The 13,519-nt window shown below is 41.9% G+C and carries 3 protein-coding genes; 2 read left to right on the top strand and 1 reads right to left on the bottom strand.

Annotation, left to right across the window (positions count from 1 at the left end):
• Nucleotides 1-137 precede the first annotated feature (137 nt).
• Nucleotides 138-10,694, top strand: coding sequence for a LamG-like jellyroll fold domain-containing protein (locus DDZ16_RS07680; RefSeq protein WP_158275627.1), 10,557 nt, complete (start codon nt 138-140; stop codon nt 10,692-10,694).
• Nucleotides 10,695-10,909: 215 nt separating this feature from the next.
• Here the strand turns inward: DDZ16_RS07680 and DDZ16_RS07675 are convergent, their stop codons facing one another.
• Nucleotides 10,910-11,161: a hypothetical protein gene (locus tag DDZ16_RS07675; RefSeq protein ID WP_109263870.1), complete on the bottom strand. Its 252-nt coding sequence runs from the start codon at nt 11,159-11,161 to the stop codon at nt 10,910-10,912.
• A gap of 882 nt (nt 11,162-12,043) precedes the next feature.
• On the opposite strand from DDZ16_RS07675, the gene DDZ16_RS07665 reads away from it, so the two are divergent.
• On the top strand, nt 12,044-13,237 hold the full coding sequence (locus DDZ16_RS07665) for an ATP-binding protein (RefSeq protein ID WP_109263868.1): 1,194 nt from the start codon (nt 12,044-12,046) through the stop codon (nt 13,235-13,237).
• Nucleotides 13,238-13,519 lie beyond the last annotated feature (282 nt).

The raw sequence follows: 13,519 nt of genomic DNA, 5'->3' as shown, positions 1-13,519 counted from the left end.
AAAAAGGGTGTTTTAATCTAATCTGAAGAGACGATAGCCAAATAAAGAAAGCTCTTATGTATTAATCGCGTATACATTAATAAATTTGGATGCTCAAAATTTACTTTTTGAACAGGGTTATATATAAAGTGAAAATTATGAAATCAAGAATTTTACTCCTTAGTTTTTTATATATCTTCAGTTTTATTGGGATTTTAGCCCAATCAGTGCCTGGGGGTATTGGTAATACTGATGGTAGCGATGGCCAACCAGAGTTGTTTCTTTGGTTATTGCCGGATTCTCTGTCATTGAATGACGGTGATGATGTGCTTAACTGGACTGATTTTTCGGGGAAAAGTCAGACCCTTAGTGCTGCTTCCTCTACTTCCCCTTTATACAGGGGAGGTGCATTGAATGGTCACAGTTATCTGGAATTCTCTAAAAACAATAACAGAATTCTCAGAAATCCATTCAATATGCCCACTGAGGCTGTTGCTGTATTCATGGTATTAAAAACCAGCAGCAATGATGATGATGGTTTACTCTCATATGAAGGTGCAGGGTCAGCAAATAATTATCTTTTCATTGAGCCCGGGTCGTTCAGGACCTACATAGATGGAAGTCAGGATAATTCCGGCCAGTCAATTAATGATGGAGCCTGGAATGTGTTTTCTCATCAGTGGCGTAATTCAGATGGTCGCTTATTGATGCATCTGAATGGTTCTGAGTTATATTCAACCAATCATCGTTCAGGAGTCTCGCTTTATGAGAATGGTTCTTTCGCTATTGGTGGGGAACAGGATGGTGTTGACGCTGGTTATGGAGAGGATCAGGATTATGATGGTGATATTGCTGAAATAATAATTTACGGATCCTCACTAAAGCAGGCTCAAAGAACAGTTATTGAAATTTATCTCGCTCAGAAGTATGGTCTTGATGCAAATCTTTCCACAGACTTTTTTGTTCCAGAGGATGGCTCATATATTCAGGCCCTGACAGGTATGGGGAAAGAGAGTGATGGTACAACGGTTCTGGAGTCGGATGGACTGGTAATAACTCAGAATGGTAACTTCAATAATGGGGAATATATTTTTGCCGCACATGATGGCAGTTCCAATTCTGTTAATAGTAGTCCCTCAGTATTGCATTCCGAGGTTGAAGCTACCTGGAGCAGGGATTGGTATGTTGATAAAACAGGAACTGTAGATGCCAAAATTGCCTTTGATTTAAGCGAGGGAATTGGTGGTGATTTTCCTTCCAATATTGAGAATTACCGATTGATGTATAAAGCTTCATTGGCAGGTAGTTATGATACGGTTACCGTGGCGGGGCGAGGTGTCCAAAATGGCGATCAGATTTATTTTGCTGTCAATGATGCAGATCTGAGTGATGGTTATTATACTCTTGGAACGGTTGATGAAGCAAACTCTCCACTGGAAGGAGAATCCGGACGCACCTGGTATACCCTTATCAGCGGAGATTGGGATAACTGGGAAGTTTGGACACTGGACCCATCAGGAGCTTTGCCCAACAACCCCAATCAACTTACGCCATCAACCTCCCCTACAGCTAATGCTGATAAGGTGGTGGTTTTAACTGGTAAAACGGTCACTGTTTCCAGCGATAACAAAACCCACAATACCATTACCGTTGACGGACGTCTTGATTTTCAATCTTCATCCGGACACAGTTTTGGAGCGATTAAGGGCCGTGGGCGAATACTACTTAGCGGAGATCATTTCCCCACGGGGGATGCCACCGATTTTATTTCTGAAGGACAGGGAGAAGGAACTGTAGAGTATTACGGATCGGGATTTAATCTGGCCACTTCCAGGGAATTCTTCAACCTGGAAATTGATATGGACACCCCGGTTTCTCAATTAACCTTGCTTAATGATTACACCATCAATGGTGAGTTGAGGATTACCTCAGGAACCCTTCAGATAAATGATGATGCAAGTGCCACAAATCTTAATATTTCAGCCAATGGCGACGTTGTGGTTGAAAGCAATGGGGCAATTTTGACCGGGTCAGCCAATGCCCGTCACCAATTTAATTTTTATGGTGATTTCACCAATAAAGGCACAGTTGAGTTTACCAATCGTACCGCTGCAAACTATGGCAGCGAAGCTACCAATGGGATTGTAGATGCCAACTTCTTAAGCGATAGTCAAAACCAAACAGTTTTCATAGATGGTCCGGCTACTTTTTACCGTGTCGAAATTGATAAAGGCAGTGATGCCACTTATGAATTGATTCTGGAGGCGACTAATTCATCGTATTTTAACATTTACGGTTATGCAGGGGACAGCCATGGAGATACCCCTCAATTGCCAGAAAATGATAATGCCCTTGGTTTATTGAACGGAACTGTGCGTATTAAAAGTAATGTGAGTATACCTGTATTGAATACCGGAGGCAACTACAACATTAATGAAAATGCCCGTTTGTGGATTGATGGTGGAAGTGTTTTTAAAAACAGCGGATCTGCCATTGTTCCTTATGGTAAGATTTTGGTTAGTTCCGGTTTGTTGGAAGCCAAAATAAGCAGTGGAATTACAACTCGTTCAAATGGTCTGGTGAAGGTTGAAGGGGGTATTTTAAATATTAATCAACTTCGCACATCTGTTCTTGGAACTGATAATGTAGGTGGTTATGTTCAGAGTGGAGGAGTGGTTAATATCCTGGGGGCTAATACTACTAATGATTATTATTGTTTTAATCTTTCCTATTCTGGAAATGTTTTCAATATGACCGGTGGTACTTTGCACATTCATGAAACTGAAGGTAAAGGAGCCATTTTTATTGCTTCAGATGAAACCAATTATAATGTTTCCGGCGGTACCGTGATAATGGATATTGGGGACGGAAATGATTTCCCAATAACTTCAACAGCTCCTTTTTGGAATGTGATTTTGAGAAACACTTCAGGAGGTAGCGGTGAGCATATTCTTGCTGATGGAGTAGATGTTGGATCCTCTGATGAAAACTTGTCCGCACAACCCCTTAGAGTTCTAAATGATCTTACCATTGAAGCTGATGCATTTTTGAATCACGATGGGAATGATGTATTTGTGGGGCGTGATTTTTACATCGACAGGGATGCTCAACGAAAAACCTTTGATGATAGTGGGTTGAGTGATACTTGGAATGATTATAATATTGGCTATTTGTATGATCAGTCCAAACCAAACAATACTGTATTCAATGGTTCTGAAGATGGCGAGTTTTACATTGGATACAATAGCTCAGATGGTTTTGAACAGTTTTTTCATGATTTGACGGTAGAGAAAACTCCTGGTAGTAAGGTTACAGTTGTTTGTGATAATCAGAAGTCAGCACAATATCAGGATGATAACAATAGAAATCACTGGCATGCACGACTGGTGCGTATAGAAGATGATTTAACGGTTGAATCAGGAATTCTGGATCAGGGGCGTAGTTCTTTCCGCCTTTATGGTCCGCTTACCATTGGTTTACAGGGAGAATGTGGTGTATGGGAACCTGGAACGACCCATCCCTGGGCAATGGTTATGATGAAAGATGCCGATCTTAATATTAATACAGAAGAGGGTGCTGTATTGGGTAATGTTAAAATGAATCCAAACCCCCAAACGGATATTATCTCTTTCTCAAGCGATGTTTATGTAAAAAGGATTGCTTACTTCCATGGCAGGATTAACCTGCAATCCAATACCCTTAAATTGGATTACCTTCATGATGGATTGACTACCAATAATTACGATATTTCTGATGGGAACAGTAATGAAGAGATGTTTTTTTCTTCAGGGAATGCTTCCGATGGAGGATTGTTACTTTATGTTCCTGCCAGTTCTTCCGATGGTACGACCTTTTCGTTTCCGCTGGGAATGTTGGGTAAATATACGCCGGGAGAAATTACTTTAAGTAATGTTGTAGATGATGGATATATCAGGTTGACACCTGTTGACAGTGAGTTACAAACTACTGATTTATCTGGAGGGGATATATTACAATATTACTGGAAGTTGGATTATGAAGGCTTTGAAAATATGCCTACTATTGACCGGTTACGGTTATTCTATGATGGAGGTGATGTCGCCGGAAATGAGTCCAACTACGTGGCCGGGAAAGTTTTAGATGCCTATCCTTTTGACCGTATTTATGAGGATGAGGATGCCTCGGAGAGTGAAGGGGTTAATACTTCTAATAATCACATTACTTTCAATGGGCAAACAGATACTGGTTTTACTCTCGAAAAAGCTAGCTACACTGCAGGTGTTATTGCTCGTTTTCAGGGGACTCCCGATGTTTTCTATTTAAGAAGGAACGGAGATTGGGACAATAATAATACCTGGTCTTTTTCACGAGGAGGACCCAGTGCCGGAGATTACCCTAAAGCTGGAGATATTGCAGTAATCAGACGTTTTGGAACTAGCTATTCCGGCATCGTGACAGTAAGAAATGCAGAACGGGCCGCTGCCGTTATTTTCGATGATGAGAATGGATGGAGCAGCGGGTGTCCAAGAGTTATATTTAGCTCAAAAAATAACTATGACTCTTTTAATAGTGTGTTTAGCGTGTTTGATGTTGCTGACACCCATAAGGGAGGTGTCCTCGATTACAATACGCATGGTGCCGTGGTTCAGTATAATGTGGATGATGAATATTCTAATGCCAGTACATCTCTTCAGATGGATGGGCAGGACGACTATATTGCTATTCAGAATTATAATTATAGTGGAGGAGGCCATCAGGAGTTAACTGTTGAAGCATGGGTAAAAACAGATGATGGTTCAGATCAGGTGATTGCATCATTTGACAGGAACCAGTTCTGGCGTCTTGAGATAAATGGAGAGGGGGCCGGTACCGGACAGGTTGGTTTTGATGTTATGACCGATGCCGGTCAGCTGGATTTTGGAGGAACTATCAGGATTGATGATGGAGAATGGCACCATGTTGCAGCTGTTTATGATAATGGTGATGCCTATATATATGTTGATGGAGTATTGGATAATTCAACTTCACGGGGAAGTACTTTTGGAAGTGGAGTGACAAGGTATGGCTTTATTGGTGTTGGCTCCGAAGCAAATTTTTATGACGGAGACAAAGGCCCTACTAATTATTTTAATGGAAGTATCTCTGAAGTTCGGGTTTGGAATATTGCCCGTTCAAAAAATGAATTGTCAGGCTCAATGGATGAATCATTGAGTGGGACTGAATCGGGTCTTAATATTTATTACAAACTGGATGGAAGTGGCTCTGACAATATTGCTACAGACTATACTTCAAATGGTAATAGCGGAACCTTAATGAACTATCAATTACCAGGTGCCTGGAAAACAGCGCATCCATGGTCAAGTAGCTTCCCGGGAGGTGATTTTGGCGGATTTAACAATTATCCCAACGCATTGGTGATTTATAGCTGGGAAAATGCTCCTGCTAACGCAGATATAACACTTTCTGCTGCTGCGACAGAGTATCCCCAGATGTGGTTCTCAAATGGTAATGGCAGCCGGAAAATTCGTTTTCCAAATACAGATGTGACCATTCATGGTGGTTTTACAATTCCCAGTGATGTTATTGTTGTGGCCAATGGAGATTCCGATAATACCATTACCATGGAGCAGAATATGAATATTGGCCATTCTTCTCTTGGTTATGGAAAGTTTCTTTTCCCTGGCGCTGCTTCAGGTAGTGTTACCCTTAATGTTGAAAAGGACATCAGGGTGCGGGGAAGTGCTAATTCAGAAATCGGTATTGAAAATGCCGCCGCATCAGCTAAAGTTCACAAGTTAATTGCAAAAGGAGATATAACTGTAGTTAATGATGGAGGCAGAATTCGGTTAGGTGATGGCGATCCGGCCAAAACCAATGTTGAATTAGAGTTCCAGGGCGATTCTGACAATACCTTTGTTAACAATTATGGCAGTGATACTCCTCAGTTTTATCGATTGATAATGAATAAGGGGACAGATAATAACCATTCATTTTCTCTTAACAGTAATTTTGATTTAACTGGTTCAACTGATGGAGCTGATCAGCTTAAAGCTGTGGAACTGCAAAATGGTAAACTGATATTCAATAACAGTGGTATTAATGTTGACCTTACTACCGGTGATGATGATTTTGTAATACCCGGAACTGCCGGGCTGGAGGTTATTCAGGGACAGCTTTTTGCCAATGGTAACAGCGGTATTGTTTTAGACGGATCAATTGAAATTAGCGGTGGTACCCTGGATATGAGTGGTGGCGATAATTACATTCAATACTCGGCCAGTGGTAATGCAGCCATTGATATATCTGTCGGTAGCTTAATTGTAGGGTCACAGATAAGACGGGGATTGACTTCATCTGAAGGCATTTTAAGTTTTTCTCAAAGTGGAGGAACCGTGGTTGCAGGGAACAATACAGCATCCGAGAATAATCGCGGAGTATTTGAAATACTCAATGATGGCAGCCATTTTGAGATAACAGGAGGTGACTTTTACATCGTAAGATCACAGAACAATCCGGAAACAGCTGCCTTTTACCTGGATCCGGAAACATCTGCATTGGATCCTTCGGCAACTCTTCATTTTGGACATACCAATACGCCATCGGGGGAAACCCTCGGGGTGTATTCAACGGTAGATCTGCCAAATGTAATGGTGGATAATAGTAGTGGAAACGATCCTGAATTGAAGATGTGGACTGTTCCCATGTCTGTCTCCGGAGATTTAACAGTTGAATCAGGTGCCTCACTCAATGGCAATGGTCTTGATTTAAACCTGAGTGGAGATTTATTTGCTAATGGGGCTTTTGTGGCCAATGGGAATACCACTTATATTGACAGTGATTCTGATCAGCAGATTTCAGGTTCTCCGGTGTTTTATAATTTGTCCAAGACCAATGCCGGAACGCTTACTCTGAATAATGATGTAACTGTCGAAAATGTTTTTGACCATCAAAGCGGTATTTTAAGTGACGGCGGTAACACCTTAACAATAGAAGGGGATGTTTTCTTTAATGGTGGACATACCTGGGGAGGTTCCGGAAAAGGCATTTACCTGGCCGGTGAAACTCAGCAGAATCTTCAGGGGAGTGGTGTTTTTGGAAAACTTTCTATTAATAATCCCGGGGGCGTCTTTGTTCCCGAAGGCAATACCATTAATATTGATGGTGCGTTGCAGCTCGAAAGTGGCGTTTTTGACATTGGTAAAAACCTGTTGGAACTTACCGTAGATGCTGACATAATTGAGGCAAATGCTTTTTCTGAAGAAAACATGATTCAAACCAATATTTCTTTTACTGATAACGGCATTAAGAAATGGTTTCCGGCAATAAGTTCTGCAACAACTTTCATTTACCCTCTTGGATCGACTGGGAAATATACACCTGTTGAGTTCAATATTGACCAGCTTGATGCCGGTAGTTTCATCAGGGTGAAAGCAGCCGACGAAAAGCACCCAACTGTTGTTGACGATGATGAACCCTGCAACGATATTACAGATACACAAAATGTCCTGGATTATCATTGGACACTGGAAACCAGTGGTGTTAATAACTTTAGCGGGAATGCTTCGATGAAGTATTATTCGGATGATGTATTGATTGATAATTCTCTTTCAGGAACTTCATACGATATAACGGATTATGCAACTGCAAGATTGCTGAGAAACAGCACGGACTGGAATAAATACGATGCCAATAGTTTCGATGAATCTAACGAGCTGTTAATGTTCTATTTTTCCAATACCGATGATAATGGTGTAAGTGGAGATTATACTGCGGGTGTTGAGGATCAGTCCGGATCTTGTGAAGGTGCTATTCCTGATCAGGTGCCAACTTATATCACCACAACAGACGGAATTTGGGGAGACGGGTCTATTTGGGATACTTATCCAACAAGCGGTGGGACTGTTCCTGCCGGAGGCCCTCGTGGATCAGCAGTAATTATTGCCCATGATGTCTCTATGACGAATAATTATAAGGTGAGTTACAAAACCGAAATTCAGGAGAATGGTACTTTATCTATTGGCAGTACTTTTGGACATCGCTTGGGAGAAGTTACCGGTCAGGGCACTTTGAGCTTGTTACGGGGTGAATTGCCTGCCGGGGTTTATGATCAATTCCTGTCAGCCACAGGAGGTACTCTGGAGTATGGTGGCAGCAATGATTATGATGTTCTTAGCGAGAATACTTTTGTGAATAACCTTAGGTTTACAGGTTCAGGTGAACGCAGGCTTCCTAATATCGATTTGGAAGTTTACGGAGATATCGAACTGGACGGACCTTCACTGATTAATGAGCATGACCGGACTTTGTCGTTAAACGGAGACTTTATCTTTGATGCCGGAATCTTTGATGCCGGTAACGGGAATAATGCCAAAGTTGTTTTCAACGGCAATGGGGCTCAAAACATAGATGGATTATCTGCATTTACAGGAGGCAACGCTTTTAATCACTTTGAGATCAATAATTCATTCGGGGTAACTGTGAAAACTGATGTTGAAACAGAAGGCGTTCTTTCTCTTACCGAGGGAGTTGTCAATAATATCAGTGGAAGCCGTTTTACAGTAACCAGCTATGATGCTAATGCAGTTTTGGGTGGAGGTGCTTCTTCATATGTGTGGGGCCCCTTCGAGAAATCTATCAATACCGGTGGTTCGTTTAATTTCCCCGTCGGTGCCTCCGGGCGGTTAGGTGAATTGAATGTGTCAAGTACACAAACGGCTTCTGCTTCCATTTGGGAAGTGACCTATTTTAATCACAATCCCGGGAATGATGGTTTTGATCCCAACTCCTTTGTGTCTCCATTGCAGTTTGTCAGCAATAACGAATACTGGCAGGTTAAAGCTTCGGAGTCAACACAGGCTCATATTACTGTTCGTTGGGACTCTCAGAGCGGTGTTTCAGCTGATCCCACAGAACGTCAGGATTTGAGATTAGTTTCGTGGGAAGATCTTTCTACTGATGCCTGGGATAACGTAGGAGGCAATATTACCGATAACGGACAAAATTCCGGAACCATCCAGTCTGATGCCTTGCTAAACTTTAACGAGTTTGTTGATGGAGATTACTTTACCATTGGCGGGGTTCAGATCTACAATTACAGTTGGGTTGGAAATACTGAGGATTGGTTTACTGCTGGTAACTGGGCAACTGGGAATGTTCCTTCACTGAGTACAGAAATTGACATTCCTGAAAGCCCTTCAGGCGGTAGCCAACCAGTGATAAACGGAGATGCTTTCTGTAAGGACTTGAGCCTGGAGGCTAATTCCAGTCTTACTTTACGAGCTGGTTCTACCTTGGAAATAGCCAACGATGTGGATAATTCCGGCACCATTGTTCTGGAATCTACCAATTCCAGCCTGTCTTCACTGATGTTACCCGAGACTATGACCAACTCTGGTAATGTCAATGTAAAACTGACTTTGGATCCCGATCACTACTGGTATATGAGCAGCCCGCTTCAGAATACTGTAGCCGGATGGTTCAAACCGTCAGAGGATGTCAGCAAAGATTACGTTTATGTTTTTGAGGTGGTTGATAACCGTTGGCAATGGATCCGTCTGGATCAGTCCGATGTGGATAACAACCGTCCGATAGGCGATATGCAGGGGATTGTTGGGTATTATTATACAGATACAAAACATCTGGATTACACCGGGACGGTTCAAAATACAGATTTGACAGTAACGCCTGATGATCCCGGTTATCACCTGGTAGGAAATCCATACCCGACAGCTATTGATTGGGAAGATCCAGCAGGATGGACACGTGCCGGTTTTTCCAATACCATTTGGAGTTGGATTAATTATGGAGGTGAGCGTATTATACAGACCTATAACAATAATGGAGATGCATTGCCGGGTGTATGGACATTAGAACCTAATGGTTACGATGCTTCTACCATGAGCCACATCCCCCCGTATCAGTCGGTATGGATGAAGCAGGAGTCTGAAACGGCTGTTCCATTGACTGTAAAACGGGCAGCCCGGGTCAAGAACAGCGATGCACCTCTCAAGAGCGCTTCATCGGGAGACGGTTCCTTTGAAATGATCCGGATTAAGGCAGAGAATGCACATACAATGGACGCTACAGTGCTTTATTTCAATGGCAGTTTCATTACCGGCAAAGGCAGTGAAGATTCAGAGAAACGTTTCAATGGCTCAGAGAAAGTTCCTGAAGTATACACAAGCCTAAATACCCAGGCTTTGGCCATCAATGGCCAGCCTCTTTTGAGTGCTGAGGAAAATGCATACGCATTGAGTGTTCGCAACCGTGTAGAGGGTGAAGTCAGATTGGTCTTTGACCTTGATGAATTTACCGACGTAACCTATGATGTATTGCTGGAAGATAAAGTAACAGGAGCTTGGACCGATCTCAGGGATATCAACGAATATGCTTATACACCTGTCCAAATGGGCGATGACCACGACCGGTTTGTGCTTCATCTTGATAAAGTTAAAGAGGTGCCGACCAGTGTGGAAAATCCGGAGTCCTCAGCTAAAGGTGACATTACCATTGTCGGAAAAGATGAATATGCAATAGTGACCATCAGCGATGAGTTGCTGAGTGCCGGAAATGCAGTTGTTGAGTTGATGGATATGAACGGTCGTTTGATAGAGCGAAAAAACACCACTGATCAGGAAACAGAGATTGCTTTATCGGACAACAGCGGAATGTATATTGTAAAAGTAGCCGCCGGTGGTGTTGTTAAGACTGAAAAAGTAGTAGGGGCCTCCCTGTAAAAGATATCACAATTAACCCTGTGAAGTTTGAAAGCCTTGCTCCAAAACGTTGGAAGCGGGGCTTTTTCACGTTTGGAGGTTTGTAACCACCGGGTGAGTTTATTGTTTGAACCTCATTAGGTCTTAAATACGATTTTACGAGTTTAAATCAACTAAAAAAGGCTGAATTTCCAATTAAGGGAATTCAGCCTTTTTGATATGTTTGGTTTTATAGTCTAACGTTCGTAATCCGGAGTACCACCACCAAAAGGGTTGGATGATTTGGAGGGTGGTTGGGTGTTTGTGGTATTTTTCGAGGGGAAGGATGATACTCCCGCTGGACCTCCAGTTCCACCTACTCCTGGATCAGGAGGGACCGTAGAAGGCGCCATCAACACAATCTCCCGATCCACTTCCACCACCTCCAATACCGGTTTCCGGTAGGCTTTCTTATTAGAATTTGTATATCTGTTTTTCCCGAGTTGCATTCAGGTTACATTCAATTTGGTATAACTTACGAAATTTTCTTTGGTGCTGTTACGCTGCTTTTCCCAATAGGTTGCATTGGCGTTAAAAACACCATTCGTGGCTGAAATGTTTTCAGTTGATGATGTATACTCATTTTCAATGCGCAAAGATTGCAAAAAATGAGGAAAAAGCCTACAGGATTGGATAAATAAGGGAATTTCTTTGATGAAAGGAGGGAGAGAGCCCCCTAAGGGCCCCCTAAATCCCCCAAAGGGGACTTGGAGTTCTGCGTTCTGTGGTTTGGGTTCCGTATTTAGTTTTGTGTTCAGGGTTGTCTGTTTCTTGCGGTAATGATGGAATTTGGGGGTTGGTGATTCCTGTTCCAGTGAGTTATAGGTGATGTGCAATATCTGTTGTTTCGATTCCTTTATTTAACCGCGGAGCGGTGGCAGACCGGTAGCCGGAATGTGGTCTGTAAAGATTGAGCTGCGGAGCTGCGGGAGATGTCTTATTTGTCGTCGGGAGACGACGGTTATAAACTCCTCGTGGGAAAACGAGGGGGAGAAAAAGTGTCACGAAGACGGTGTTTTAATTTTTTTTACCGCTCCGCTGTGAAAGCCGGATAGTAAAAATCAATTTGGAGAAATACATTAAGCAACAAAGCTCCGACCGAGGTTTGTTTCAATTCTGTACTGTATATGCATTATATGGTTCAAAAAGCCCCCTCCCTGCTGATTCAGGAGACTCAAATAAGTCCTCCCAGCCTCAAAATATGGCGAAAGATTAGGTTAGCCGGGAACTGGAAAATTGTAGAATGAAATCATTAGATATTTAGGATCTGTTCTTCTCAATGTACAAAATAAGTTTATATTTGTGTACTTGATTCCTCAAAAACAATAATCATGGATCGGTTATATGATATTTATTCCCGTTTGTTAAAGAATACAGACCTTGAGTTTAAGCGTTACATCTTTGAATTAATCGATTGGAATGATCGGTTAATTGCACTTTTGGGAGCGCGAGGAGTTGGAAAAACAACACTGATGCTTCAGTATTTGAAGGAGAATTATTCCGGAAACAAGGGAGCTTTGTATGTAAGTTTGGATGATATTTATTTCTCAAATCATCGTTTGGTTGACTTTGCTGAAGACTTCTACAACCATGGGGGCCAGGTGCTTTTTTTAGATGAGGTGCACAAGTATCCTTCCTGGTCTGGTGAAATTAAGAATTTGTATGACAGTTATCCTGATATGCAGATTGTTTTCTCAGGATCCTCTGTCCTGGATATCTACAAAGGGCGAGGTGATTTAAGCAGAAGGGTTTCAGGTTATTTAGTGTCTGAAATGTCGCTTCGTGAGTATGTTGAACTTGAGCATGGTATTAGATTTCCTTCTTATTCATTGAATGATGTGTTTGCGAATCACATGTCAATCAGCCGGGATATTTGTGAAAAATTGAAGCCGCTTGCAGTATTGGAGGAGTACTTTTCCAACGGATGCTATCCCTATTACAAAGATAGCCGGACTCATTATTCAAAGCGGTTGCAGGAGGTGATTAATACCGTGTTGGAGTCAGATATACCAATTACACACGGAGTTGAATATAAGAATATTATTAAATTAAAATCATTGATCGAGATTATAAGTTCCAATGTACCGTTCGTTCCTAATATGTCTAAACTGGCTTCTGTGGTTGGCCTGGACAGAAAAACATTGTACCATTATCTTGAGATACTAAGCAGGGCAGGAATTATTTTATTGTTGAAATCTTCAAAAACCGGGTTGGCGCGAATGAGAAAAGCGGAAAAGATATTCCCCGGGAATGTGAATATTTTAATGAGCCTTTCCGATAAAAAACCAGATAAAGGAAATTTGAGGGAAACATTTCTTTTTCAACAGCTGAGACAGAACCATCGTGTGGACTATAGCGAAATAGGGGACTTCCTGATAGATGGGAAATATTATATAGAAGTTGGAGGAAGGAACAAAAATTTTGACCAGATTAAAGATATTGCCAATTCCTATCTGGTGATTGATGATATAGAAACCGGGCGGGGGAACCGAATCCCTTTGTGGTTGTTTGGTTTTTTGTATTGAGGTTAGGGCCCCCTAAATCACCCAAGAGGGGACTTTGGGTTCTGCGTTCTGTGGTTTGGTTTCGCGTTATGAGTTTGAGAGTTGCGGGTTGGAGGTTCCCCTTTCAGGGGATTAGGGGGTGTGAAGAAGGGAGTTCAGGGTTTTGGGTTCCGCGTTGAGCCGTCCTAATATAGGTTGACTTTTTGATTTATTATTAACTGCAAAATTGCTAAAAAAAAAGAGTGCCTTGATTGACATTTGATTTTAATTTTCTGTTTTGATCAGAATATATGTTAACTGAGG

This window comes from Marinilabilia rubra (assembly GCF_003121985.1).
GTDB lineage: Bacteria > Bacteroidota > Bacteroidia > Bacteroidales > Marinilabiliaceae > Marinilabilia > Marinilabilia rubra.
Note: the sequence above shows the minus strand (reverse complement) of the source record. Positions and strands in the feature narration are given on the sequence as shown.

Bases quoted from the DNA above. Each gene is read 5' to 3' on its own strand.
- DDZ16_RS07680 (WP_158275627.1), top strand. From the start codon at position 138: ATGAAATCAAGAATTTTACTCCTTAGTTTTTTATATATCTTCAGTTTT.
- DDZ16_RS07675 (WP_109263870.1), bottom strand. From the start codon at position 11,161: ATGCAACTCGGGAAAAACAGATATACAAATTCTAATAAGAAAGCCTAC.
- DDZ16_RS07665 (WP_109263868.1), top strand. From the start codon at position 12,044: ATGGATCGGTTATATGATATTTATTCCCGTTTGTTAAAGAATACAGAC.